This window comes from Shewanella algidipiscicola (assembly GCF_900380485.1).
Classification (GTDB): Bacteria; Pseudomonadota; Gammaproteobacteria; order Enterobacterales; family Shewanellaceae; genus Shewanella; species Shewanella algidipiscicola.
The window spans coordinates 264,215-289,218 of sequence record NZ_OXJV01000018.1; the positions used below are offsets into that span (position 1 = coordinate 264,215).

A 25,004-nucleotide genomic window follows, 5' to 3' on the forward strand; every position below is an offset into this window, starting at 1 on the left:
TACTAACATAAGCGCTGTTAACAGAGACATTTAGGACGTTTACATGTGCTAACACCCTCATTTTCGATAGGCCTCCTATTTGGGGTAAGATAAATAATTCCCCTCCCATAACAGCGGTAATTGCATGAAAACCAGTGAAAAAATTGTCCATGCTAGCCTAAAATTGTTCAACACTAAGGGCGAGCGGCGTATTACCACTAACCATATTGCGGCGCATTTAGGTATTAGCCCTGGTAACCTCTATTATCATTTTAAGAATAAAGAAGACATCATTCGCTCTATATTCAGCCTTTATGAAGCGCACCTTCACGCGGGATTTCAGCCCTATGCACATAAGCATGTCAGCGTAGAGCTACTCATTGGCTATTTCGATACCATGTTTAACATCCTATGGCGTTTCCGATTTATGTATACCAACTTGACCTATATCTTGAGCAGCGACGAGGCATTACTGCAGCGCTATCTGCAAGTTCAGCAATTGGCTCTTGATCGCTCAAGTAATATTTTGGGGCAGCTAAAGCGCGATGGTCTGCTGGATGTTGACGATGATAAGATCATGCTGCTAGCCGATACCATGAGAATGGTTGCCTGTTTCTGGATTGGCTATAAACAGACTCACTCTTCCTCCATTGCAATCACCAAAACTTGCCTGTATGAAGGCATACTGAGAGTGATCATGATTTTTAAGGCACACGCAACACCTATCTCTATAGCGACCTTTAACCGCTTAGAGGAACACTACCAAACGCTACATAGCCTGCAAGCTGCTAAACATTCTAGTTAGGCTGACAGCCAGACGACGAGAATGATCTCGCATAGCCACTGGTCAGATTAGCCACCAATTGACTTTTACTAAGGGCATGTTTACCTTTTCAATTTCCATGTTAATGTGTGATGTATGATCAATAGCCCATTAGATAGCGATTGAGCACAACTCTTAACTGCCACATTTAGGATCTGCATGAAAACCCGCGATAAAATTGTCCATGCCAGCTTAGAACTCTTTAATGAGCACGGCGAAAGAAGCATTACTACTAACCATATTGCCACTCATTTAGGGATCAGTCCGGGTAACCTCTATTACCACTTTCGTAATAAAGAAGACATTATTCGCTCTATTTTCACCCTCTACCAACAACACCTTGATTCAGGTTTTCAGCCCTATCAAGACAAAAAAGTGGATGTTGACCTATTAATTGGCTATTTCGATGCCCTATTTTATACCCTGTGGCAGTTCCGCTTTATGTACTCTAACTTAGTGATCATTTTAGGCCGCGACCCAGAACTCAATAAGCAATACACCCAAATCCAAGAACAGGTACTAGCACGATCGAGCAACATTTTAAACAAACTAAAACAAGACGGTGTACTAACTATCGAGGATAGGGATATCACCCCATTGGCTGACACCATTAGAATGGTCGCTTGCTTCTGGATAAGTAACCGCCTCACCCACTCAGAAACTACCGTAATCACCAAGACTTCGCTGTACGAGGGCTTGCTTAGGGTATTAATGCTGTTTAGAGCCTACACCAGTGATGACGCTAAGCCCACCTTTATGCGACTGGAACAACATTACCAAACGCTTGCTCAAACCGAACAACAAGCAGATTAAACACCAAACAGCGGTCACTCACCCTAAATGGTTTGACCCCACATGAACCATAACTAACATTGTTGTCTATGTGACATTTCACATTATTTTTTGTTATGCAAAAGTTGTGATTGCACTAGCTAAGTTAATGACAAAAAAAAGAGTGTGGCGCCAAGCCCATTTAAGGTTAGAATTCGGCCAACCTATCGCTTAGCGTGGTTGCTGTTCGCCGTGTTCATTTGTCAATAATGCGGTCACTATGGCAGTAAATATGGGGAAATTCATCCAAACATATTGACGGTCGGGTGACGGATTTAAACAACATATACGCCACGACTCCGGCAACAACAACGCTCCCTAACGGATGCGGTTTCGCTCATTCATTGCCTAAGTCGGCTCGATGAATCAAGCGTAAATGATAACAATAAAATTATCCCCAAGAAGGAGATCTCCCGTGACCAAAACCTCATTCTACGACCAAATTAATCAACAGCTTGTTGAAGTCAAAGCCGAAGGCTTATACAAAAGCGAGCGTGTAATCGTCTCCCCTCAACAAACATCAATCGAAGTCAATGGCAGCGAAGTGATGAATTTCTGCGCCAACAACTATCTCGGCCTTGCCAACCACCCTGAGCTTATCGCCGCGGCGCAGCAAGGATTAAACGATCACGGTTTTGGTATGGCATCGGTGCGCTTTATTTGCGGCACACAAGATATCCACAAGCAGCTTGAGGCCAGCCTAAGTGAATTCCTCGGCATGGAAGATACCATTCTTTACTCTTCTTGCTTCGACGCTAACGCCGGCTTGTTCGAAACCCTATTGGGCGCCGAGGACGCTATTGTGTCCGATGCGCTTAACCATGCGTCCATTATCGATGGTGTCCGCTTATGTAAAGCCAAGCGTTTTCGCTATGCCAACAATGATATGGCCGATTTAGAAACACAACTTAAGGCTGCAAAAGCAGCTGGGGCGCGCCATATTCTTATCGCCACCGATGGCGTATTTTCCATGGATGGGGTTATTGCAAACCTCAAAAGTGTGTGCGACCTTGCCGACCAGTATGGCGCACTCGTCATGGTTGACGACTCCCATGCCGTGGGCTTTATTGGCCAAAATGGTCGTGGCACCCACGAATATTGTGATGTGATGGACAGAGTGGACATCATCACTGGCACCTTAGGTAAGGCATTAGGTGGCGCGTCGGGCGGATTTACGGCTGGCAAAAAAGAGGTCATCGACTGGTTACGTCAGCGTTCACGCCCTTATCTGTTTTCTAACTCTTTGGCACCGGCCATTGTAAGCGCCTCGATTCATGTCCTTGAAATGCTCAAATCTGGTCAGGCACTGCGTGAAGCGGTGTGGGAGAACAGTCGTTATTTCCGCGAAAAAATGACCGCTGCCGGCTTTACCTTGGGCGGCGCCGATCACGCCATCATCCCAGTGATGATTGGTGACGCTAAGTTAGCGGGCGATTTTGCCAACCGATTACTCGAAGAACATATTTACGTCGTTGGCTTCTCATTCCCAGTGGTACCGAAAGGCCAAGCGCGTATTCGTACCCAAATGTCTGCCGCCCATAGCCGTGAGCAGTTAGATCGCGCCATCGATGCCTTTACCCGTATCGGTAAAGAGATGGGCATTATCGGCTAATATAAAACCAAAGGGGCTACACTGTGTTGTAGCCCTTATTGAATGGCATTTTACTGACCGCCAGCGTGAGTCAGTCATAGGGTAGAACATGAAAGCACTAAGCAAATTAAAGCCTGAAGAAGGCATCTGGATGGTCGATGCGCCAAAACCTGCAGTCGGCCATAACGATCTGTTGATTAAAATTCGTAAAACCGCCATCTGCGGCACCGACGTACATATTTATAACTGGGATGAGTGGTCACAAAATACGATTCCAGTCCCTATGGTGGTAGGTCATGAATATGTAGGTGAAGTGGTTGAGATTGGCCAAGAAGTCCGTGGTTTCGCCATTGGCGATCGGGTGTCGGGTGAAGGCCATATCACCTGTGGTCACTGCCGTAATTGCCGCGCAGGTCGTACCCACCTATGCCGTAACACCTCAGGTGTTGGGGTTAACCGTGAAGGGGCCTTCGCAGAGTATCTGGTGATCCCCGCTTTTAATGCTTTTAAGATCCCTGATGATATTTCTGATGACTTAGCCTCTATCTTTGATCCCTTTGGTAATGCAGTACATACCGCATTATCATTTGATCTGGTGGGTGAAGATGTCTTAATCACCGGAGCCGGCCCTATCGGCATTATGGCTGCTGCGGTATGTCGCCATGTCGGTGCGCGTCACGTGGTGATCACCGATGTTAACGAATACCGCCTTGAGTTAGCGAAAAAGATGGGCGCCACTCGCGCCGTTAACGTTGCGACCGACAAACTCGAAGATGTGATGCACGAGCTTGGCATGACCGAAGGTTTCGATGTGGGACTGGAGATGTCTGGCGTGCCTGCAGCGTTCCACTCAATGCTCGACACCATGAACCATGGCGGCAAAGTTGCCATGCTAGGCATTCCCGGTGGAGAGATGGCTATCGACTGGAGCAAGGTGATCTTTAAAGGGTTAATCATCAAAGGCATTTACGGCCGTGAAATGTTTGAAACTTGGTACAAGATGGCCAGCCTGATCCAGTCGGGTTTAGATATTTCCCCCATTATTACCCACCACTTCAATGTCGATGACTTCCAAGCAGGCTTTGATGCCATGCGTTCTGGTCAATCTGGTAAAGTGATCCTTAGCTGGGATTAACCGAGAATTCTTTAGCAAGGGGGCTGTACAGTTACAGCTCCCTATTGCACACTCACCTATAATTGCTTATTTCTACAGGTTTACTATGTCAGCTTTTCAACACTTAAGCGTTAATCAACTGCTGCAAATGCAACAAGAAGATAGTCAGATTCAGATCGTCGATATTCGTGACAATGCCAGTTTCGAGGCTGGACACATTGCAGGCTCTACTAACCTGACTAACGACAATCTTGCGGCCTACATTGCCGAAGCCGATATGGATCAGCCCTTAGTGGTGGTTTGCTATCATGGCATCAGCAGCCAAAATGCCGCACAATATTTACACGAACAAGGCTTCGATGACGTATATAGCCTAGATGGCGGCTTCCAAGCGTGGCGCGAAGCTAACTAACTCCAGTGAGAAAATGCTAATGCTAGAAATTGGTCGCTTACCCAACGCACGTGCCGCACAGGCACTTATCGACTACTTAAAAGGTCAAGGTGTAAGCTGCCAACTCACCCATGGTGAACACGACGTTATTGTATCCGTTGAGCACGAACAAGATTATGCATCTGCCCGCGCCGAATATGAGCGGTTTATTCTACATCCCCATGATGATAAATACCTGCAAGCCTCTTGGGATAATGGCAACCCAGCAACAAAATTAGATTATGGTGCACCTAGCTTACAACTGCTGAGCCAATTTATCTCTGGCGCTGGCCCACTCACGCTAGGGATTATTGCCCTTTGCGCCGTGATCTATTTAGGCTTTAATATTGGCTTTGCTAATGTGTTATTTGAACACCTGTCATTCTTTGGCGCCGTCCCCAATAGTGGCTTTGAGCAAGTGTGGCGCGTCTTTACCCCGAGCCTAATGCATTTTTCAGCCATGCATATCTTATTTAATCTGCTCTGGTGGTGGTATTTAGGCGGTAAAATTGAAAACAAGCTCGGCGTTGCCCCCCTGTTTATCCTACTGCTGATCGCCGGCACACTGCCCAATATTGTGCAGTATTTTATCAGCGGGCCTAACTTTGGCGGCCTCTCTGGCGTAGTCTACGCTGTGGTCGGCTACACTTGGGTGATGGGTGTTAAACGCCCAGAAGCAGGCATAGGCCTGCCACCCGCTTATATCGGCTTTATGCTTCTTTGGTTGGTATTAGGCTTTACCGATATGTTTGGCCTATCGATAGCCAACGGCGCTCATATTGGCGGCTTGGTTGTCGGGGTGATTCAAGGCTTTATCGATAGTAAAAAACACACCTAGGCGCAAGCGCCTAGGGCTTGTTATTGCCGCCTACGCAGCCAGCTCAATCACCGTTCTCACCAGTTTGTCGATACCAAGTTGTGCTTGGGCAATATTCTCTGCCAGCATGTAAGCTGGCGTGCTAACTAATTTATTGGCTTCATCAACCACTATCTGCTCCACATTAGCCTCGACATGCTGACCACCCATCAAATTAAACGCATGTGCAGTTTCGGTGTCGTGCCCAATGGTGCCACGAGCCTGATTATACAACTTAGGGATCATCACAGGAGAAATGCAGATAAAGCCCACTGGCTTTTTCGTTTCAATAAACTCATTAATAAAATCAATAACCTCAGGCGCAACCTCACATTCGCTACCCGCAACGGCGAAATTACACAGGTTCTTGGCGGCGCCAAAGCCACCGGGGATCAACAAGCCGTCAAACTCACCGATAACCAGATCTGTCGTGGCCTTTATCTCCCCCCGCGCAATCCGTGCAGATTCCACCAATACATTACGCTTATCTTTGACATCGACTTCACCAGTCAGGTGATTTACCACATGCATCTGGGCAATATCGGGGGCAAAACACTGATAACAGGCACCGGCTTGAGTGACCGATAGCAAGGTCAACACCGCCTCATGGAGCTCGCTACCATCAAACACACCCGCACCACTCAATAACACTGCGAATTTTTTCATTAATAGCTCCTTTATATACCCAATAGTTTTAACAATAAAACAACAAACCGCTTGATCTGTTTATTTTTCGTGCTAAGTTAGTCCCTCGACTTTAGCAAGCCGTTGTCAATTCGCCAAGCCAGAGCCGATAAATGGAATAAAAATAAAAGTCCACACATTAGGAAATTTTACTTGGAAGTAATACCTAGTTCACACAAAAAATAAACACCACATAAAATCAATAACTTAAAATCACACCATGTCGTCGCGGTTGTAAAACCTGCTCGTTGATTTTTTTTTAGCTCACAGACTTATCCACAGCCTAGTGAGTAATTTTGCGTGGCCGAAATCGTCCTAATGTGGCATGCTAGCGCCATCATCGAATACCGATAAACGAATAGACATTATGCCTACTATTGCTGAAAACCCACTGATACTTGTGGATGGTTCTTCTTATCTTTACCGCGCTTATTATGCCCCTCCTCACCTAACGAACTCGAAAGGCGAAGCCACTGGTGCCGTTTATGGCGTAATTAATATGCTGCGTAGCCTTCTCAAGCAATATAAGCCAACACAGATGGCCGTTGTATTCGATGCCAAGGGGAAAACGTTCCGTAATGATTTGTATGCAGAATATAAGGCGCATCGCCCGGCTATGCCTGATGACCTACGTTCGCAAATTGAACCGCTACACCGTATTGTGCGAGCACTTGGCCTGCCATTAGTCTGTGTGCCGGGAGTCGAAGCCGATGATGTTATTGGCACGATTGCGACTCAAGCGAGCAAAGAGGGACGCTCGGTATTGATCAGCACTGGCGATAAAGATATGGCGCAGCTAGTCGATGACAATATCACCCTTATCAACACAATGACCAATACCATATTAGGGCCTGAAGAAGTACTCGAAAAGTTTGGCGTAGGCCCAGAATTGATTGTCGACCTATTAGCACTGCAAGGCGATAAAGCCGATAACATTCCAGGCTTACCTGGTGTGGGTGAAAAAACCGCGCTGGCGATGCTTAATGGTGTTGGAGGGGTTGAGCAGATCTTAGCTCACCCAGAAAAAATGCCAGAGCTCGGCTTTCGGGGCGCTAAAACCATGCCAGCCAAAATTGCCGAACATGGCGAAATGCTAAGACTCTCATATGAACTCGCTACCATTAAGTTAGATGTTGAATTAGAGCAAGATTGGCATCAGCTGAATATTGCTCCAGCCGATAACGAAGAGTTGATCAAATGCTATGGCGAAATGGAATTCAAGCGTTGGCTTGCCGAAGTGCTCGATGGTAAAGGCGCTAATAGTATAACCAATGACTCACAGGGCGAAGATAGCACGCCTGTACCACAAGATATCGATGCCAATTACATCACCATTTTAAGCTGGCAACAACTGGACGAGTGGATTGAAAAACTCGCTAGTGCCGAACTCTTTGCCGTCGATACCGAAACCACCAGCCTTAACTATATGCAGGCTAAATTAGTCGGCTTATCCTTTGCTATTGAAGCGGGTCAGGCTGCGTATCTGCCACTGGGACATGATTATCCCGACGCGCCAGAACAACTGGACATGGCACAAGCTTTAGCCAAATTAACCCCACTACTCGAGGATGCTAGTATCAAAAAGGTTGGCCAAAACCTAAAGTACGATATGAGTATTCTGGCCAACGTTGGGATCACGCTGCGCGGCATAGCCTTCGATACCATGCTCGAATCTTATGTATTTAATTCGGTCGCTTCGAAACACAATATGGACGACTTAGCCCTTAAATATCTGGGACATAAGACTATCGGCTTCGAAGAGATTGCAGGTAAAGGCGCCAAGCAACTGACCTTCAATCAAATCCCGCTAGAGGTAGCCGCACCTTACGCCGCTGAAGATGCCGATATCACCCTAAGATTACATCAGCATTTGTGGCCAAGATTAGCCAAGGCCCCTGCACTCGCTAGCGTGTTCAGTGATATCGAATTGCCGCTGGTAAGCGTGCTATCACAAATTGAACGCCAAGGCGTGCTAATTGACAGCATGTTACTCGGCCAGCAAAGTGAAGAACTCGCACGAAAAATTGATGAGCTAGAACAAAAAGCTTACGACATCGCCGGCGAAACCTTTAATCTCAGCTCAACTAAACAGTTACAAGCCCTGTTTTTTGAGAAGCTCGGCTACCCTGTGATTAAGAAAACCCCCAAAGGCGCACCATCGACAGCCGAAGAGGTGTTAGTCGAACTGGCGCTCGACTATCCGTTACCTAAAATACTGCTAGAGCACAGAAGCTTATCAAAGTTAAAAAGCACTTACACCGACAAGCTACCTTTGATGGTCGACGCAAATACTGGCAGAGTACACACTAGTTATCATCAAGCCAATGCTGCAACTGGTCGTTTATCGTCGAGTGAGCCTAACCTACAAAATATCCCAATCCGCACCGAAGAGGGTCGCCGCATTCGCCACGCCTTCATCGCGGGTGAAGGGCGTAAAATTCTGGCTGCCGATTACTCGCAAATCGAATTACGCATCATGGCACACCTATCGCAGGACCCAGGCTTACTGAGCGCGTTTGCCGAGGGTAAAGATATTCATAGCGCGACCGCCGCTGAAGTCTTTGGCGTCGATTTTAGTGAGGTGAGCAGTGAACAACGTCGCCGCGCAAAAGCGGTCAATTTTGGCCTCATTTATGGCATGTCAGCCTTTGGGCTAGCACGCCAGCTTGATATCCCTCGCGCCGAAGCGCAAAAATATATCGACATCTACTTTAAGCGCTACCCGGGTGTACTCAAGTATATGGAAGAAACCCGCGCCGCGGCAGCCGAACAAGGTTACGTATCAACGCTATTTGGCCGCAGGCTCTACCTACCAGCCATCAAAGATAGAAATGCCATGCGACGCCAAGCAGCTGAACGCGCCGCAATCAACGCCCCGATGCAAGGCACCGCTGCCGATATCATCAAGAAAGCGATGATTGATGTGGCACATTGGATTGCAAGCGACACTCAAGGCGAGATCACCATGATCATGCAGGTACACGATGAATTGGTTTTCGAAGTTGATAGCGATAAAGCCGAGAGCTTAAAAGAAAAAGTCTGTCAATTAATGGCGAGCGCTGCCAGTCTTGATGTTGAGCTGCTGGCCGAGGCCGGTATTGGTGATAACTGGGAACAGGCGCACTAATACAACACATCTCCAACGGCCAGCTGACTAAAGGCGCAGCATTTGAATTGATTAAGCCTCATTTAGTGTGAGGCTTTTTATTGCAGTATAAGCCTCACACTAATCCACCAGAGACGATCAACCTACTCACCTTTAGTCAGCACGAGCCATTAACCTGAAAAGTAATTTATTTTCATTTTGAGTATTTAAATCGATAAACTCTTATTTAAAAGAGCTAAATTGAAATTTTAAGATCAAAAAGCTGGCGTTTTTATCGCCATTTTTTAGATATCGCTCACATTATTGTCGTTTTTAACGAAAAACAGTTTCCCTAATTACGTCCAATACAGTATTATTCTCGGCGTAGGGTACAGAGGTTAAGATGTTCTATCTTTCAGACCTTTTTTAATTCACTTATTAAGTGAATAGCCGAATTATGGCGCCTCAGCAATTTAATTGCTGGGGCTTTTTTTCACCTGAAATTTATTTTAGAGCAAATACTTTAAGTCGTTCGAGATTCGCGCTATCATAACCTTATTGAGAGCCATTGATCATCGATTAATGGAACTTGAGTCTTGTTGAATTTAGCTTCTCCTCAAAAGAGCTAATTTATTCGCCGATGGTTTATACCGTCGGTTTTTTTTGCTTAAAATTCGGCTACTTCTCCCTGCTTCCTTTGTTATCAGCAACGCCAGCTGAACTAGGGCCTGTTGATCTTTCAAGGTTATTTTTGCAGCTAATTGTTGGGTATTTATACAAGGCAGAAGCTTTGTGGTGTAGTTATTCTACATAAAAAGCTGAGAACGCAGTAGAAATGAGCAACAAACGCTGCCCGAAGGGTTCGGCTAAAAACGTTTTACTCTTTGTTAAGTGAATTTTGCTTAGATGACTAGGCTGCAATCCACTCGCCTCGATTAAAACGTTTTTGTCTTGAACAAAATTCAACCAGCAAAGATCAACAGGCCCTAACTTAAGCAAAAAAAACGCCTCCACGAAGGAAGCGTTTTTACAGCACCTTGAATACTACTCTTGGTCGGCTTCGGCCAAAGCCTCAACTAACCAGTCAGGGTGACACCATTCATTCAGTATGCTTAATACCTTAGGTTTTCCAGTGCCTTTTAATGACGAGAAAGGCTCAACTTTGACCGCATCACCGAAATCAATTAGCGCCTTGCGAACTTCATTAACGGTTTTCATTCTAGCGCTTTGAGCTAACTTATCGCATTTCGTCAGTAGCGCAAGCACCGGAATATGACTATCAACAGCCCACTCAATCATCTGCATATCAAGATCTTTTAACGGATGACGGATATCCATTAAAACCACTAACCCACTTAAACATTCACGCTCTTGTAAATATTGGCCTAACGCTTGTTGCCACTTTTTCTTTAACGCTAGTGGGACTTGAGCAAAACCATAACCGGGCAAATCCACTAAACGGCGGTGCTCATCAAGCGCAAAGACGTTAATTAACTGCGTACGCCCTGGAGTTTTACTGGTTCGGGCCAAACTTTTTTGTTCTGTAAGCTGGTTTAATGCGCTGGACTTTCCGGCGTTAGACCGGCCAGCAAATGCAATTTCAACACCCACATCTCCAGGCAAATGTTCATTGAGATGCGCGATATCAGGTGCGCTGATCAAAAATTTTGCCTGCCGAAAATCGATACGAGAATCAGTCACTACCCACTCCAAAATTTGTTCATTCTTTAGTTTAAATATCGAAGAGTTGCTTACATTTGCACAATTTCGTGTAAAATATTACTCCGATCACATAAATCATATTTTATCACGCTTGCAGGTCACTCTCGTAAGCTCAGGACAAAAAATTTAACTAAAAGTTGGAACGCCATGAAAAAGCTAGCTATTGCGCTATCAATTTTAGCCACATTATCGACTCCCGCTATTGCAGCAGGTGATGCTGAAGCGGGAAAGACTAAAGCAATCATTTGTTCTGCCTGTCACGGTGTTGATGGTAACAGCATGATAGACATGTACCCTAAAATTGCGGGGCAACAAGAGACTTACCTGAAGAAACAGCTACACGATTTACGTCAAGCGGCTCACACTGGTGGTAAAGAGGGCCGTAACGAGCCACTAATGAGCCCGATGGCTGCCGGACTAAGCGACCAAGATATTGAAGATCTATCCGCATTCTATGCTGCACAATCCCTCACTGTGACCGAAGTAAAAGATGTACCCGCATTAGGTGAGCAACTTTATAAAGGAGGTGATACTGTCCGTGGAATTACCGCCTGTATCGCTTGTCATGGCCCTAACGGTAAAGGTTCTGAAGCAGCGGGTTTCCCAGCAATTGCAGGGCAACACGCTAATTACATAAAAATTCAGCTAACTAAGTTCCACGACTCTACTCGTAACAACGACTTAAATGGCATGATGCAAGACGTCGCGAAGAAATTAACTAGCGAAGATATCGAAGCACTAGCAAAATACGTTGCGAGTATTAAGTAATTAGTAAGCTTAATTAAAAAGGTGGTTATGACCACCTTTTTAATCGCACCAGGTTGACGCTTACGTCAACTGGAAAAAAAATCGAGCTTGACATAGATCACAGATTTAGGTTTAATTGTGCCCGTACCGAGGTGAACCCAACTGTTTATCCAAAATTTATCTAATAACATTAAACAGATTTCGGTATGTAACATCATTTAAGATATAAGAATAAAGCTAAACAATAACAATAATAATACTAAGACCACTCACTAATAAAATAATAAGAGTTGCACTTCGAATTTGAAGTCCGGTCATACACTATTTGGTAAGGATTATTGGTTAGGAAGGCCAATACGCTAATTAGCACTCACCTTACTCGTTCAGAAATGCTACTACTGAACTCAACGTTAAACCGACAAGGATGGTTAAGTTATCGTCAAAGATGACGAACAATATTGTGATGTGTCATTGAGACCATCTACGGAAACTGTGGTCAGGAAGACAACAGGTGAATAAGAAAGTGTCTGGAAGACCGCAAACGATAAAAACTGCATGGATAGCAGACAAAAAAATAAGATGGAATCCGACTGGGAAAGTCGCATAGCAAGTAAGGAAACTTGGAGTCAGAATTGAGTACCTAGGGTACTTTTTTGGAAGGCGACAGTCATACTGTCGCCTTTTTTTATGACAAAATGTACACTAGTGGAATCACCTAGAAGAGTCATTCGTTACCGATGCGAAGATGCCCCCTGTGCCATAACGATAATACCGCCCCCTTCTATCAAGATAGAAAACGTTGCATATACCGATGTAAAACCTGCATGTTACTATTTGCCGATGCTAATTCTCACTTGCCGCCCAAGGCAGAGCTCAATAAATACCAAACGGCAACCCAAAAACATAAAGCCACCAGCCAACTAATATTGAGCCTAGTAGGTCAAATCGAACAAGAGAGCAAAGCCCCCTTAACCGGACTTAATTTTGGCCGTGTAGTGACCCCAGCACTTATCGATGAGTTAGCGATTAATGGCCACCAGTTGTATCAATACGACCCATTTTTTGCACCACAACATAAAGTGCTAAAACAGCAATACGACTTTATCTGTTGCTATAAAGTATTTGAACACTTTCGCTTCCCTAACAGGGAGTGGCGTTTACTCTGTTCATTGCTAAAACCGGGCGGATGGATGGCGATAAATACGCAATTGCTCACCGAGTTAACTGGCTTTTCTAAATGGCACCATAAGAATAATTTAACCCACGTCAGTTTTTATCAGCAGGCCACCTTCCAATATCTAGCATACCAAGCTGAATTTAAGCTATTATTCGCGTCAAACGATCTCATTTTGGTGCAAAAACCACCAAAATCTGATATAACACGCGACCCAAGTTCTCTTGTCTAATTTGATTAGATAAGTTCACGATATTTTTTGTAGTTGAGATTATTGCTATGTCCCGTAACAAATCGCGCAAGATCAATGAGAATGCGCCTAAGAAACAGCCACGAACGAAAAAGCAAGACCGTGTAGTTGCCGGCAAAAAGCAAAATTCGGGCAACAAACCGGGCAGTCGTCATGACGAAAAGCAGATCCAGCAAACACAATCGGGAGCAGCGAGAGCCAAAGATCCTCGTCACGGCAGTAAGAAGCCTATCCCTTTAAATCTGCCAGAAGTTAAACCGGTAGAGAAAAAGCCTGCGGCTCCCAAAATGAGTGATGAGCAGAAGCTACTTAAATTAGAAGATGATCCGCGTCTAAATTCGCTCCTCGACATGCTAGAAGAGGGCAAAACATTAACCGCAGCCGATCAGAGCTGGCTTGATAAACAGCTGACAGAAATCGAACGTTTAATGGAGCGTCTCGGTATTAATGAAGAAGATGATTTAGATCACGTAATGAAAACCACAGCGACATCTGATGATGATTTGCTTGAGAAGTTTGAGTCTGGCGCAGATCTACTAAAAGACTATCAACGTAAAGACTAATGCACTCGCATGACGACTTAATGGCATCGAATTCGATGCCATTTCTATATCTACTCCCCTAACACAGCTTATTTGGACCTAATTATGACGACTTCACTTATGATTATCGGTGCCTTAATTATTATTGGGCTCGCCGGCTACGCAGCTCACCTACTGATAAAATTAAAGCAGCAGACTCGGCAACAGCAAGCACAACTGGCCGCTCAACAGCAAGCTATCGAGGCTCGAGAGCAAGAGCTGCTCGGCAATATTCATTATATTGCCGCGGCGATGCTAGAGGAGCGCTGTGAGCTCTCAGAGGGCGTGATGCGTATCGGTAAGCTGTTTGGTATTTTGGGGCATACAGAACAAGTCATCAGCCGTTATCCTGCATTATTTGCTCATTTCGAGGTGATTGAGCAGCACCCGATCATGGCGCAGCGTACAGCACTCAGTAAGCAGCAACGCATGAAACTCGACTTCGCTAGAATGAAATCTGAGGCGGCGCTTGAAGCCGATATCAACCAGGAAGCACAGCAACTCATTAAGGATTACGCCCTTTACGCAAAATAGCGGCGTGAGTCGGCGCACAAATTTTACTTAGCACCACAGACATTTGATCTAAATTCAAGGATATTCATCGGCTACTATTACTTGCAGTGTTAATTTGCAACGCAGATCAATGTTATTAATCTGATAACATTGCATACTTCGCTTGTTGCTAATTTACCACCTTCGGAGGACACGCCTTGAAGCAGCCCACCCAAATTAATTGGGATCAGTCAATGATCGAAAAGTATAATTACAGCGGTCCCCGTTACACCTCTTATCCGACCGCGCTCGAGTTCGATGACTCTTTTACTGAAAACGATCTGCTGACTTCAATCAAAAACAGTAAAAGCGATAAACTATCGCTTTATTTGCACATCCCTTTTTGCGCTAAGCTTTGCTACTACTGTGGCTGCAACAAGGTGATCACTCGTCATCAGCACAAAGCTGACCAATATATTGAATATTTAGCGGCCGAAATTGTGAAGCGTGCGCCCCTGTTTAAAGACTACCTAGTGACACAAATTCACTGGGGCGGCGGAACCCCCACTTTCCTTAATCCTGAGCAGATCCTTAGACTCTCTTCGCTACTGCGCGAGCACTTTAATATTGCCGATGAAGGTGAGTATTCAATCGAAGTCGATCCTCGGGAAATTGAGCTATCTATGCTCGACACCCTCAAAGAGGCTGGATTTAACCGTATTTCGATTGGCGTGCAAGACTTCAACAAAAAAGTACAGGTCGCGGTTAATCGTGAACAAGATGAACAGTTTATCTTTGACCTTATGGCCAAAGCTAAGGCGATGGGTTTCGTATCGACCAATATCGATTTAATCTATGGTCTGCCACACCAAACCCCAGAAACCTTTGCAGAAACCATGCAGCGGGTCTTAGACTTATCGCCCGATCGCCTCTCGGTGTTTAACTATGCGCACCTGCCAGCACGCTTTGCGGCGCAGCGTAAAATTAAAGATGAAGATTTAGCCTCGCCGCAGCAAAAGCTAGAGATGCTACATCAGACCATCGAAACCCTCACAGGCGCTGGCTATCAGTATATTGGTATGGACCACTTTGCCAAACCTGACGATGAGCTATCTATCCTGCAAAATGAAGGTCGACTGCATCGTAATTTCCAAGGCTACACGACTCAAGAAGAGTGCGACCTACTGGGTTTAGGCGTGTCATCCATTAGCCAGATTGGCGATTGTTACGCACAAAACCAAAAAGACATTCGTCCTTATTATGAGTCTGTCGACGCTGTAGGCCATGCATTATGGAAAGGCTGTAAGCTTAACCGTGATGATGAGATCCGCCGCGTAGTAATTAAACAGCTCATCTGTCACTTTGATCTGGACATGGCCAAGATTGACCAGCAACTTGGCATTAATTTCGAAGAGTATTTTGCAGAAGATCTTAAGCTGCTACAAACCTTTGTTGACGATAAACTGGTCGATATTACCGACAGAAAGATCACCGTTAGCAATACTGGACGCTTGCTTATTCGTAACATCTGCATCTGTTTCGATGTTTACTATCGCGATAAGGCACGTCAGCAACAGTTCTCACGTGTGATCTAATCGCTGCAGTTAACCGCTAGCGATAATGACCGCCCATTAAAAAGCCGATGATAATTCATCGGCTTTTTGTTTATCACGCTCAGGTCATTACGCTTTGGCGGCGTATAAAGCTTTACGCTCGCTGTCCGATAAAAAAGCCATCTCCACGCCATTGCGTTGCAATAACGCTAACTCGGCATCGGTTAAGCCCATTTCAGCTTTCACTACGCGATATTCATGAGCAATATCGATAGCACTCACACCCGGATCGTCTGTATTGAGCCCAATTAACACCCCTGCATCCATAAAGGTGCGCAGCGGATGCTGTTGATAATCAGCAACCGTCGATGTGTGCAAGTTACTGGTTGGGCAAGACTCGATACCTATCTTATGTTTAGCTAGGTATTCCATCAACTTAGGATCATGCACCGCATTAACGCCATGGCCAATACGGGTCGCACCCAACTCCAAAATCGCCTGCCACATGCTTTCGGCACCAGCCGCTTCACCAGCGTGAGCCGTAACCGCAAGGCCAGCATCACGCGCCTTATTAAAATGGCTGTTAAACAGTGCGCCTGGGAAGCCAAGCTCATCCCCAGCCAAGTCCATCGCCACTAAGTGCTGTTTATGGGTCAGCAGCGCGTCGAGCTCCTGCATACAGGCTTGCTGGCCAAATGAGCGCGACATAATACCAATCAAATTAATCTTCACGTCATGCTCTTTTACACCGGCATTGACACCGTCTACCACCGCCTCGACAACCCCTTCGAGTGGTAATTTGTGGTTCATCGCCATGTAATATGGGCTAAAACGCAACTCGGCATAATCTAAACCTGACACGGCAGCATCGACAACGTTTTCATAAGCTACGCGTTTAACGGCATCGAGATCGGCAAGCACGGCCACCATCCAATCGAGCTTCTTTAAAAACGCGACCAGACTCGACTCTTTACCTTGAATTTGTACAAAAGGCGCGAGCCCTTCCAATGTCTCGGATGGCAACGCAATGCGATGTTGATGACCAAGTTCCCAAATCGTATTAACCCTGACGTTGCCATCAAGGTGACGATGAAGGTCCACCAACGGAATGGATGAATCAATCATATTTAACCCCTATATAAACCCCTCAGCCAATGTTATTTTTTATCTGGTCTGAAGTTGTAAGCACTATAACATGCATTATTTACTCGCCCGTACGACTTAATGCACCGTGTGCTTATATCGACCGTCGATGGTATGTCAGCGGGTCTGAGCCACATCGATGACAAGTAAGCAACACCCGTGCATAATGTTTTGCTCACTCTTATGGGTTAGCACGATAAAGAACCATCACAGATAAAAAGCATAAATAATAACTATAAATAATAGCCATAAATAGAAGGATAACTATGTACTCTCGCCTTGCACCATGTCTGTTACTCGTCAGTCTTAGCGCCTGTCAGTTGCAACCATCGGCCCCAACAACATCAGCGGCACATACTATCGGCGTAGTCGCTACAAAAAATGCAACCTCGCGGGAGTTACAATCGATTATCGATGACGCCTGGCAAGTTCGCTTAGACTTTGATCCTGAACTAGCTTACGCATTAGGTGATAGTGCCGCCGCAGGTAAACTGGCTAACTTGTCACCGCAAGCGTTAAATTTGCAGGCTCAACGGCAACGAGCCTTGCTCATACGCTTACAGCAACTCGACAACGCCGTGCTTACTAAAGATGAGCGGATCAACGCCCAGATCTTGCAATATCAGCTGCAAAACAGTGTCGACATGTACCGCTATCACGATCACTACCTGCCTATCTCGGCAGAAAGCGGTTTTCATGCTTATATCGCCTCGATAGCCAAAGGACGCTTTACCCACGAGCAAGATTATCAAGATTACCTAGCTAAATTGCAGGCACTGCCAACCTACTTTGCCCAGCAGACCTATTGGTTAAAACAGGGATTAGCCGCAGGTATCACTCCAGCAAAAGTCGTGTTAACCGGCTTTGAAGACAGCATCAGCGCGTTCATCGTACCTGCTGAACAAAGTGGTTATTTCAAGCCCTTTACTCAATATCCTGAACACTTTAGTCCACAGCAAAAGGCCCAGCTCACAGCCCAAGGTCTCGAATTGATCCGCAGTGCAGTATTACCCGCCTACCGCACCTATTTTGACTTTATGACTCAGGAGTATATTCCTGGTGCCCGCAGCAGCATCGCCGCCAGCGATCTGCCCGGTGGCAAAGACTTTTATGCAAACCGCGTGCGTTACTACACCACCTTACCCATGACCGCCGATGAAGTGCATCAGCTTGGGCTTAAAGAGGTCAAACGCATCCGTGCAGAGATGCAAACCATCATCGACGATATCGGCTTTGAGGGAGACTTTGACGCTTTTTTGCATTTCCTGCGCACCGATCCTCAGTTTTACCCTCAAACCGCCGAGGAACTGCTAAAAGAAGCCGCCTATATTGCTAAGCAAGCCGATGCCATATTGCCCCGTTATTTCGGCCGATTACCTAGAACACCTTACGGAATTCAACAGGTACCTGCCGAAATTGCGCCTAAATACACCACAGGGCGATACTCGGGTTCGAGTCGAGACGACGAGCCCGGTTACTACTGGGTTAACACCTACGCCTTAGACAAACGTCCTCTGTATGAGATGGAAGCCTTAACCTTGCATGAAGCTGTGCCGGGACATCATTTACAGATCTCGCTCAATCAAGAGCTCACATCCTTGCCTAATTTTCGCCGTTACAGTTATATTTCAGCCTTTGGCGAGGGGTGGGGATTGTATGCCGAATATTTAGGTCTAGAGGCGGGCTTTTATCAAGATCCCTACAGTCACTTTGGCCGCTTAACCTATGAGATGTGGCGCGCTGCACGTTTGGTGGTCGACACGGGCATGCACGCCAAAGGCTGGTCTCGCCAGCAAGCCCTCGACTTTATGGCCAGTAACACCGCCCTGTCGATGCACAATGTCACTACAGAGATCGACCGTTACATCTCATGGCCTGGGCAGGCACTGTCATACAAGATAGGAGAACTGACCATTAAACGCTTACGCCATCAGGCCGAAACAGCGCTTGAAGAGGATTTCGATATTCGTGCATTTCACGATGCCATTTTAGCCAATGGCTCGGTACCTATGTCGGTACTCGAGGCACAAATAGAGGACTTTATTGCGGCGCAAAAGGGATAATAGATAACATGGTGGTGAGCCAGTATCTGGCTCACCTTTAATCATTAATTAACCCCGCATAGGGTTAAATTAAAAAGAAAAAATAAACGACCAGTAGAAACGAGACGATGGCACCTATGATCACCGGATAGATCATGTAGGCGTCATTAGCACGCCTCGCCCTGATACGGCATAAGTTGGTTAAAAATAGGCTGTAGACAAACAACATCACCGAAATAATGGCGCCATAACCAAAGGAGAGCGACTGCATTTTTAACGCCGTAACGATCAACAACACCCAGTCGAGTAGGATTAAATAAAGAAAGAACTTCTGCAGCTTATTAGTGCCTACACGCTTAAAAGATGCTGTCATGCTAACCTCTAACTTACAGAACGACGTTTGAGTTGCTGCAATAGCGATAACAACTGCATATTATCGGCCTCAACCCAACGAGCTCCCCAAAATCGAAGCCGTCCCCGTACTTGATGAGTGCGAGTGATTTCACATAGCAGGCGCTGCTGCTCAAATTGAATATAGAGTTGCTGGCCAATCACTAAATCCATGCTCGCCAGCAGCCCCACACCACTTAAACTAAAATCTTTAATACTGGCTGCACCTAACGACTTCGCGGCCAACCAACTCGGTTCAAAAAGGGTGACGGCAACACCGTCGCAAGCCAAGACGAGCGAAGCACTCGGATTAGGCCGCAAACTAAAGCGTTTATGTTCACGACGATTATCATGTTCTAGTTCATCAGGTATCTGTGAGTCGCTATACCTATCCTTAGGTATATCGTCAAAATGAACTAAATCTTCGTACTTAATCACACTGCTATCCTTTTCTTTACTGCTGGTAGCGGACCCTAGGTTGATTGGCCTTTGCCTGTTGCTTTGCCTCTTGTACGTCCACTCCGGCATCCAATACTTCTGCTGGTACTCCCACCATGTCACGGATCAGCTGTTCGGTCGATGAGGTTAATATCAGCACTTCAATACGGCGGTTAGCTGCAGCAGCAGGTTCGTCACTGACATAAGGTACCTGATCGGCCATGCCTGTCACTTGTATCACTTGCTGGCGTTTAACACCGCCATATTCAAGCACTCGCCGCGCTAACAGTGCACGCTTACTGGATAATTCCCAGTTAGTAAATACGGTACCCGCGTAGGGCGTTGAATCGGTATGGCCTGAGATCACCATGGCATTGGTGATTTGCCCCAATACTGGCCCTAATGCCAACAGTAAGTCTTCAAAATAGGGTTGTATCTTGGCGCTGCCACGGGTAAACATAAACTGGTCAATATTGTCATGGATTAAAATCCGTATCCCTTGCGGCACCAAGGTAATGGCAATATTATCAGCCATTTCAGAGCTTTGAACTACACGATTCAGCTCTCGGGCTAACATAGTTAACTGTGCTTGGGTCTCGTACTGTCCAGGGACCATGGCATTAAGCTCTGGGCCTAACCCCGCATTAGGCTCACTTTCTCCCACCGGCACGTTATTATACGCCGCAGGTCCGGCCTTCTCTGCGCCTGTGCCTTGGGTTGGGATCACCGCTTGCTGCACCGTCATTGAGCCCTCTAAATCGATCATCGATGAGGCGTCATTCATACTAAACGGATTTATCGGCCCAGTTTCATTCATCTCACCGCGCAGGTATTGCACTATCATGGTGCGCTCACTTTCATCGGCAATCTGCATGATCCACAGCACCATAAACAAGGCCATCATCGCCAAGGTAAAGTCGGCAAAGGCCACTTTCCAGGCGCCGCCATGACCACCGCCACGTTTACTACGCTTACGGCGGTTGATGATGACGGGTTCATTTTTTTGGATCATCAGTTTTTCTGCTCCTCCATCCAGCGCTCAAGCTCAATGAATGATGGTCGACTTTCACTCTGGATCTGTTTACGACCGGCATCGATCGCCATCATAGGCGGTTTGCCTTTGACAAAAGCGGTCAAAATGGCAGCCACACATCGCAATTGAGCCGACTTACGATCAACCAGATGCTCCAACGCTTTTGATAGAGGATCAAAAAAGCAGTAACAGGCAAAAATCCCGATAAAAGTACCCACCAAGGCGGCGGCGACTTTCACACCAATCATAGTAATGGGGCCATCGATGGCCGACATGGTAATAATAATCCCCAGTACCGCGGCCAAGATACCGAAACCTGGCATCGCCTCGCCCACTTTATGTAAGGCTTCTGATGGGCGTAACCTGTCTTCTTCGATGCGGTGGATCTCCTCTTCGAGTAGGTGCTCGAGATCATGAGGCGATATTTTACCAATCGACTGTATACGTAGATTATCGATAAGAAATTGCAATACATCGGGATGCTTTAACACGGCGGGATACATCAAAAATAGCGAACTGGCCTGCGGATTTTCAATGTGTTCGTCTAACACTTTAAGCCCTTGCATCTGAATTTGAGACATTAAGACCCCCATCAAACCAAACAGCTGCGGATACAGCTCAGGGTCTTCCTGCTCTTTGGTAAACAGCTCTTTAATTTGCTCAATCATTTCGATTAAGACGGGCTTAGGGTTGGCTATCACAATCGCACCGATACCCGCGCCAAAAATAATCAAAATTTCAGCAGGCTGCCATAAGGATCTCAGCGTGCCACCTGCCCATAAATAGCCGCCAAATACAGAGAACAGGATGATCAGTAACCCAATTAATTTACTCATTACGCTTTACTTACTCCGAATAACTTTTATTGCTGCAGTACGCCTTTCAGCTGTGCCACGGCCAATTTATGCAGCTGACAGATGCGGGTCTCGGTTAACCCCAAGGTCGCGGCAATCTCTTTCAAATTGAGCTCATGTTGATAGTAAAGCGACAGGATTAGCTGTTCTCTTTCATTTAATTTTGCCATGGCTTTGATTAATGTCTTTTTGAGGATAAATTGGTCGACACTATTCCCCCCAGCAATGGGGTCATTACCTAGACTCAACATCTCATCAAGACTCTTCATGCTCTCAGCTTGCGAGGCATAAAGACGTTCACGATAGGCTTCGTGGCTCAACCCCATCTCGGCGGCCACTTCCAGATCTTTAGGTTCTCGTCCAAGACGACGGCTCAACGTACGTACCACATCATTTAGCTCATGGGCCTGCTGCCTCACCGGACGCGGACGCCAGTCTTGACGGCGCAACTCATCTAATATCGCGCCACGAATGCGCTGGCCAGCAAAAGAGATAAAACCGTTGTCATACTCTCCCGGATAACGCCGAGACGACTCCAGCAGCGCCATCATGCCAATCTGCTCCATATCTTCTATGGCCAACATGGCACCGCAATGGCTGCGTAACTGAGATACGGCGCGTTTTACCAAAGGTAAATACTGGCGCATTAGCTGCGCTTCACTCATGCGCTGCTGTGGCTCATCGCACACTTGTTGGTAGGCTAGCTGCCCGTCAGTATTCATTGTCGACCCTTTACTGGAGCACCATACGGGTGAAGAGCACTTCGTCGATATCCGACTGAAAATCATTTTCAGACAATACCTTCACTATCATCACTAAGGCTTCAGACTGTAGGCTTTCGAGTTGATCTCGATCATTTAACTCTTGAAATGTTTTGCGCGAAAACATCTTCATTAATGAGTTACGGATCACTGGATCGGCCTCGAGTAACACGCTTTCGAGTAGCGGGTTGTGGCTCTTTACCGTCATCTCAAGCAACATATAGTGAGGGTACTTATCGCCCGGGATAGACATGATAAACTTTTCTAATGGATAGTATTTCGCGACCTTTACCGGCTCTTCTTCAGGTTGTAGATAGGGTTTAGTTAACTCAGGACCTTGCCAACCCAACCATAAAGCACCTGCGGTCCATCCAAAGAAAACACAGATAATGGCTAAACTTTTAACTACACTCGATTTCGCTAGTGCCATGCAATTACTCCGGCATTACGCCAATAAATTCAATTGATGCTGATGCAATTGCGCCGACATCTCAGTTTCGGTACTCGGCTCAAAATCACGCCCATTGATGCTTGGGGTGTTTAAGCCTGCGCTCTGTTGTTGACGCTGCTGCTCGCCGCCACTGCCACTTTGGCCAATATCTAATTCAATGTGACCGCCATGGTCTTGAGCTAAATCATTGCGTAGTCGTTCAAGCCCGGTTAATAACGCCTCACGTACTGCCGGATTGACCGCATGCATTTGAATATGAAGACGATCGCCATCGAGGCGAATATTTAGCTCAACTTTACCAAGCTCGGGAGGATCGAGGCGTAATTCGGCGTGTTTAATGCGTTGATCAATCTGAAAACGCAGCTGTTCACGCATCGGGGTCAGCATCTCATGTGCCTGCTGAGCAACACTGGCCTGTGGGCTAACCGATACAGGCCCCCACTGACTCACATTGGCCCCTTGCCGACCCGCTTGCTGCGTGGCCTGACTGGCAATATCCAACGCCTCTCCATGACGAAGCTCGGCCATTACAGGCAACAAACTGGGGTCGCTGCGTAGCGTAGTCACGCCAGTTGCAGGCAAAGCACTCGTGCTTGACGCTAGGTTCATGTTGGCTAGTGGCATAAACTCGGCCCCAGGGCCACCACCTTTAACCAGCGACGCCGGTAATGCCACGCCGCCATTGTCCACAGCCGTCACTGTGTGGGCCTGATTCTGATTGGCCAACGTACCGACTGGGATACTGATTGCCGTTTTCATAGGATTGACCAAAGTCGCCAAGGCGTTGGCCTGTGTGGCGCTATCGCTGCCCGCTGCGGCGAACCGCATTACCATATCGCTGCCGCCGTCAGCCATGGCGGTTGAAAATCCCAACTGCGCCGCATAAGGGCTTGCCGTGGTGACAACACTGGCCAATGGTGCACTGTGTGGGGACAGCAACTCAGGATTAAGCTGGCCGCTGTAACTCACATTGGCTGATGCCATATTCACAGGGGTCATGCTCACTGCAGCCATGCTCACAGAGTTCATGCTAACTGCCGCCGCGTTCTCTGAGGTCATGCTAACTGAACTCATCTCGCCCATAAACATAGGATCGTCGCTCAACTCATGAGCTAATGCCTGCTCAAGCATGGTTAAAGCGATGTCTGTTTGTTCACCTTGCGCTAGCGTACCCTTATCGGTAGGCAATAAGGCAAACTGCGGCATCTCCTCGCGCTCTGACGTGTTAGCCGTAACACTCGCCGCCTTACCACTCGCCTCGGCCGCAACGGGTCGCGCCATTATAAAATCAGATATCATCAACAGCTCCGCTGCTTAGGGTTAATTGATAGGCCGCAAGTCCCGGCTGTTGCTGTTTAAAGCGTTGCATCTCTACACTGAGTTCATCGCGCGCCATCTCCAATTCACGCAAGACTTGAGCATGGATCTGTCCTAGAGCTGCACGGGCTTGTCGTTGTGCCTCGCTGCTCGCCGTACCCGCCTTGGTCAACGCTCTGATTAGCGTGGCATTGACCCGAGTCACCTTCTCCCAATCGCCTTGGTCCGCATACTGACGTAACGCTACGCCAAAGCGGTGCCACTGCTCAATTGAGATTGGCCCATCCTTCTCTGACATTGGTAATAACCTCGGTTACTGGCTGGAGCGCTTCGGCGCTGTTCTCGACGCTAGCACTGATTAATTGGCGACTGCAGTAGTCATACAGGCGATTTAGGCTAGTGGCAATTTCACCACCGTTTTCGAGATCCAGCATGGAGTCGAGACCATGAACAATATTGAGACACTTATTGATGCTAATACCCTTAGCCTCATATCGTTTTCGCTCCATGTGCCCTGCGGCGCGCTCTAGCTCCTCAAGCAAGCCCTCCAGTAACATACGAACCATATCGTGGGGGTTCGCAGCGGCAACGCGGGCATCTAAAGAGGCTTGCTGATACGCATTAAAGGGATCGTGCTCATTTAACATTTATACTGTTTTCCTT

Annotated in this window: 25 protein-coding genes; 13 read left to right on the forward strand and 12 right to left on the reverse strand. The window is 46.7% G+C overall.

The features are described from left to right. Nucleotides 1-124: 124 nt before the first annotated feature. The 6 genes from DN599_RS15050 (at nucleotide 125) to glpG (ending at nucleotide 5,606) form a co-directional block, all read left to right on the forward strand. On the forward strand, nucleotides 125-784 hold the full coding sequence (locus DN599_RS15050) for a TetR/AcrR family transcriptional regulator (protein ID WP_110458398.1): 660 nt from the start codon (nucleotides 125-127) through the stop codon (nucleotides 782-784). Between the two features lie 177 nt (nucleotides 785-961). Next, nucleotides 962-1,615 (forward strand): TetR/AcrR family transcriptional regulator, encoded by a 654-nt coding sequence (locus DN599_RS15055; RefSeq protein ID WP_110458399.1) that lies wholly within the window; start codon nucleotides 962-964, stop codon nucleotides 1,613-1,615. A gap of 433 nt (nucleotides 1,616-2,048) precedes the next feature. Continuing rightward, nucleotides 2,049-3,245 (forward strand): glycine C-acetyltransferase, encoded by a 1,197-nt coding sequence (locus DN599_RS15060; RefSeq protein WP_110458400.1) that lies wholly within the window; start codon nucleotides 2,049-2,051, stop codon nucleotides 3,243-3,245. An 88-nt stretch (nucleotides 3,246-3,333) separates the two neighbouring features. Further along, nucleotides 3,334-4,359, forward strand: coding sequence for an L-threonine 3-dehydrogenase (gene tdh / locus DN599_RS15065; protein WP_110458401.1), 1,026 nt, complete (start codon nucleotides 3,334-3,336; stop codon nucleotides 4,357-4,359). An 85-nt stretch (nucleotides 4,360-4,444) separates the two neighbouring features. Continuing rightward, complete coding sequence (gene glpE / locus DN599_RS15070; protein ID WP_110458402.1) at nucleotides 4,445-4,750, forward strand: thiosulfate sulfurtransferase GlpE; 306 nt, start codon at nucleotides 4,445-4,447, stop codon at nucleotides 4,748-4,750. 19 nt (nucleotides 4,751-4,769) lie between these two features. After that, nucleotides 4,770-5,606, forward strand: a complete 837-nt coding sequence (gene glpG / locus DN599_RS15075; RefSeq protein WP_110458476.1) for a rhomboid family intramembrane serine protease GlpG — start codon at nucleotides 4,770-4,772, stop codon at nucleotides 5,604-5,606. Between the two features lie 30 nt (nucleotides 5,607-5,636). Here glpG and elbB read toward each other — a convergent pair whose 3' ends face one another. Further along, nucleotides 5,637-6,290 carry an isoprenoid biosynthesis glyoxalase ElbB gene (gene elbB, locus DN599_RS15080; RefSeq protein WP_110458403.1) on the reverse strand — a complete coding sequence of 218 codons (654 nt, stop codon included), beginning with the start codon at nucleotides 6,288-6,290 and terminating at the stop codon, nucleotides 5,637-5,639. Between the two features lie 385 nt (nucleotides 6,291-6,675). On the opposite strand from elbB, the gene polA reads away from it, so the two are divergent. Next, complete coding sequence (gene polA / locus DN599_RS15085) at nucleotides 6,676-9,435, forward strand: DNA polymerase I (protein ID WP_110458404.1); 2,760 nt, start codon at nucleotides 6,676-6,678, stop codon at nucleotides 9,433-9,435. A 1,002-nt stretch (nucleotides 9,436-10,437) separates the two neighbouring features. Here the strand turns inward: polA and yihA are convergent. Then, nucleotides 10,438-11,094: a ribosome biogenesis GTP-binding protein YihA/YsxC gene (gene yihA / locus DN599_RS15095; protein WP_110458406.1), complete on the reverse strand. Its 657-nt coding sequence runs from the start codon at nucleotides 11,092-11,094 to the stop codon at nucleotides 10,438-10,440. Nucleotides 11,095-11,262: 168 nt separating this feature from the next. Here yihA and DN599_RS15100 point away from each other — a divergent pair, with 168 nt between their 5' ends. From DN599_RS15100 to hemN, 5 genes are all read left to right on the forward strand, one after another. Then, nucleotides 11,263-11,883 (forward strand): c-type cytochrome, encoded by a 621-nt coding sequence (locus DN599_RS15100; RefSeq protein ID WP_110458407.1) that lies wholly within the window; start codon nucleotides 11,263-11,265, stop codon nucleotides 11,881-11,883. Between the two features lie 716 nt (nucleotides 11,884-12,599). Further along, nucleotides 12,600-13,268 carry a methyltransferase domain-containing protein gene (locus DN599_RS15105; protein ID WP_110458408.1) on the forward strand — a complete coding sequence of 223 codons (669 nt, stop codon included), beginning with the start codon at nucleotides 12,600-12,602 and terminating at the stop codon, nucleotides 13,266-13,268. Nucleotides 13,269-13,315: 47 nt separating this feature from the next. Continuing rightward, nucleotides 13,316-13,849, forward strand: a complete 534-nt coding sequence (yihI, locus tag DN599_RS15110) for a Der GTPase-activating protein YihI (RefSeq protein WP_110458409.1) — start codon at nucleotides 13,316-13,318, stop codon at nucleotides 13,847-13,849. A gap of 84 nt (nucleotides 13,850-13,933) precedes the next feature. Continuing rightward, nucleotides 13,934-14,401, forward strand: coding sequence for a DUF2489 domain-containing protein (locus DN599_RS15115; RefSeq protein ID WP_110458410.1), 468 nt, complete (start codon nucleotides 13,934-13,936; stop codon nucleotides 14,399-14,401). A 176-nt stretch (nucleotides 14,402-14,577) separates the two neighbouring features. Next, nucleotides 14,578-15,954 carry an oxygen-independent coproporphyrinogen III oxidase gene (gene hemN / locus DN599_RS15120; RefSeq protein ID WP_110458411.1) on the forward strand — a complete coding sequence of 459 codons (1,377 nt, stop codon included), beginning with the start codon at nucleotides 14,578-14,580 and terminating at the stop codon, nucleotides 15,952-15,954. Between the two features lie 87 nt (nucleotides 15,955-16,041). On the opposite strand, the gene add is transcribed toward hemN, so the two are convergent. Next, nucleotides 16,042-17,037: an adenosine deaminase gene (gene add, locus DN599_RS15125; RefSeq protein ID WP_110458412.1), complete on the reverse strand. Its 996-nt coding sequence runs from the start codon at nucleotides 17,035-17,037 to the stop codon at nucleotides 16,042-16,044. A 284-nt stretch (nucleotides 17,038-17,321) separates the two neighbouring features. Here add and DN599_RS15130 point away from each other — a divergent pair, with 284 nt between their 5' ends. Beyond that, nucleotides 17,322-19,118: a DUF885 domain-containing protein gene (locus DN599_RS15130; protein WP_110458413.1), complete on the forward strand. Its 1,797-nt coding sequence runs from the start codon at nucleotides 17,322-17,324 to the stop codon at nucleotides 19,116-19,118. A 64-nt stretch (nucleotides 19,119-19,182) separates the two neighbouring features. On the opposite strand, the gene DN599_RS15135 is transcribed toward DN599_RS15130, so the two are convergent. From DN599_RS15135 to fliS, 9 genes are read right to left on the reverse strand one after another with little or no spacing between them, the layout of a single operon-like run. Next, entirely contained in the window at nucleotides 19,183-19,470 is a 288-nt protein-coding gene (locus DN599_RS15135; protein ID WP_110458414.1) for a hypothetical protein, read from the reverse strand. 8 nt (nucleotides 19,471-19,478) lie between these two features. Further along, nucleotides 19,479-19,925, reverse strand: coding sequence for a pilus assembly protein PilZ (locus DN599_RS15140; protein WP_110458415.1), 447 nt, complete (start codon nucleotides 19,923-19,925; stop codon nucleotides 19,479-19,481). A 16-nt stretch (nucleotides 19,926-19,941) separates the two neighbouring features. Continuing rightward, nucleotides 19,942-20,937: a flagellar motor protein MotB gene (locus DN599_RS15145; protein WP_110458416.1), complete on the reverse strand. Its 996-nt coding sequence runs from the start codon at nucleotides 20,935-20,937 to the stop codon at nucleotides 19,942-19,944. Next, nucleotides 20,937-21,794, reverse strand: a complete 858-nt coding sequence (gene motA / locus DN599_RS15150; RefSeq protein WP_110458417.1) for a flagellar motor stator protein MotA — start codon at nucleotides 21,792-21,794, stop codon at nucleotides 20,937-20,939. Before motA ends, DN599_RS15145 begins: the two co-directional genes overlap by 1 nt. Nucleotides 21,795-21,820: 26 nt before the next feature. Further along, a complete protein-coding gene (locus tag DN599_RS15155) occupies nucleotides 21,821-22,534 on the reverse strand; it encodes an RNA polymerase sigma factor FliA (RefSeq protein WP_110458418.1) in 714 nt (237 codons plus the stop codon). A gap of 10 nt (nucleotides 22,535-22,544) precedes the next feature. Then, entirely contained in the window at nucleotides 22,545-23,003 is a 459-nt protein-coding gene (locus DN599_RS15160) for a flagellar basal body-associated FliL family protein (protein ID WP_110458419.1), read from the reverse strand. 15 nt (nucleotides 23,004-23,018) lie between these two features. Next, nucleotides 23,019-24,323 (reverse strand): flagellar hook-length control protein FliK, encoded by a 1,305-nt coding sequence (locus DN599_RS15165; RefSeq protein WP_239473321.1) that lies wholly within the window; start codon nucleotides 24,321-24,323, stop codon nucleotides 23,019-23,021. Continuing rightward, nucleotides 24,313-24,639, reverse strand: a complete 327-nt coding sequence (gene fliT / locus DN599_RS15170) for a flagellar protein FliT (protein WP_110458420.1) — start codon at nucleotides 24,637-24,639, stop codon at nucleotides 24,313-24,315. Before fliT ends, DN599_RS15165 begins: the two co-directional genes overlap by 11 nt. Next, nucleotides 24,608-24,988, reverse strand: coding sequence for a flagellar export chaperone FliS (gene fliS / locus DN599_RS15175; protein ID WP_110458421.1), 381 nt, complete (start codon nucleotides 24,986-24,988; stop codon nucleotides 24,608-24,610). The genes fliT and fliS overlap by 32 nt, the downstream gene beginning before the upstream one ends. Nucleotides 24,989-25,004: the final 16 nt, after the last annotated feature.

What these genes read in the sequence shown, in the direction of transcription:
- DN599_RS15050 (WP_110458398.1), top strand. Translation starts at nt 125, where the DNA reads ATGAAAACCAGTGAAAAAATTGTCCATGCTAGCCTAAAATTGTTCAAC.
- DN599_RS15055 (WP_110458399.1), top strand. Translation starts at nt 962, where the DNA reads ATGAAAACCCGCGATAAAATTGTCCATGCCAGCTTAGAACTCTTTAAT.
- tdh (WP_110458401.1), top strand. Translation starts at nt 3,334, where the DNA reads ATGAAAGCACTAAGCAAATTAAAGCCTGAAGAAGGCATCTGGATGGTC.
- glpE (WP_110458402.1), top strand. Translation starts at nt 4,445, where the DNA reads ATGTCAGCTTTTCAACACTTAAGCGTTAATCAACTGCTGCAAATGCAA.
- glpG (WP_110458476.1), top strand. Translation starts at nt 4,770, where the DNA reads ATGCTAGAAATTGGTCGCTTACCCAACGCACGTGCCGCACAGGCACTT.
- elbB (WP_110458403.1), bottom strand. Translation starts at nt 6,290, where the DNA reads ATGAAAAAATTCGCAGTGTTATTGAGTGGTGCGGGTGTGTTTGATGGT.
- polA (WP_110458404.1), top strand. Translation starts at nt 6,676, where the DNA reads ATGCCTACTATTGCTGAAAACCCACTGATACTTGTGGATGGTTCTTCT.
- DN599_RS15100 (WP_110458407.1), top strand. Translation starts at nt 11,263, where the DNA reads ATGAAAAAGCTAGCTATTGCGCTATCAATTTTAGCCACATTATCGACT.
- DN599_RS15105 (WP_110458408.1), top strand. Translation starts at nt 12,600, where the DNA reads ATGCGAAGATGCCCCCTGTGCCATAACGATAATACCGCCCCCTTCTAT.
- yihI (WP_110458409.1), top strand. Translation starts at nt 13,316, where the DNA reads ATGTCCCGTAACAAATCGCGCAAGATCAATGAGAATGCGCCTAAGAAA.
- DN599_RS15115 (WP_110458410.1), top strand. Translation starts at nt 13,934, where the DNA reads ATGACGACTTCACTTATGATTATCGGTGCCTTAATTATTATTGGGCTC.
- add (WP_110458412.1), bottom strand. Translation starts at nt 17,037, where the DNA reads ATGATTGATTCATCCATTCCGTTGGTGGACCTTCATCGTCACCTTGAT.
- DN599_RS15130 (WP_110458413.1), top strand. Translation starts at nt 17,322, where the DNA reads ATGTACTCTCGCCTTGCACCATGTCTGTTACTCGTCAGTCTTAGCGCC.
- DN599_RS15135 (WP_110458414.1), bottom strand. Translation starts at nt 19,470, where the DNA reads ATGACAGCATCTTTTAAGCGTGTAGGCACTAATAAGCTGCAGAAGTTC.
- DN599_RS15145 (WP_110458416.1), bottom strand. Translation starts at nt 20,937, where the DNA reads ATGATCCAAAAAAATGAACCCGTCATCATCAACCGCCGTAAGCGTAGT.
- motA (WP_110458417.1), bottom strand. Translation starts at nt 21,794, where the DNA reads ATGAGTAAATTAATTGGGTTACTGATCATCCTGTTCTCTGTATTTGGC.
- DN599_RS15155 (WP_110458418.1), bottom strand. Translation starts at nt 22,534, where the DNA reads ATGAATACTGACGGGCAGCTAGCCTACCAACAAGTGTGCGATGAGCCA.
- DN599_RS15160 (WP_110458419.1), bottom strand. Translation starts at nt 23,003, where the DNA reads ATGGCACTAGCGAAATCGAGTGTAGTTAAAAGTTTAGCCATTATCTGT.
- DN599_RS15165 (WP_239473321.1), bottom strand. Translation starts at nt 24,323, where the DNA reads ATGATATCTGATTTTATAATGGCGCGACCCGTTGCGGCCGAGGCGAGT.
- fliT (WP_110458420.1), bottom strand. Translation starts at nt 24,639, where the DNA reads ATGTCAGAGAAGGATGGGCCAATCTCAATTGAGCAGTGGCACCGCTTT.
- fliS (WP_110458421.1), bottom strand. Translation starts at nt 24,988, where the DNA reads ATGTTAAATGAGCACGATCCCTTTAATGCGTATCAGCAAGCCTCTTTA.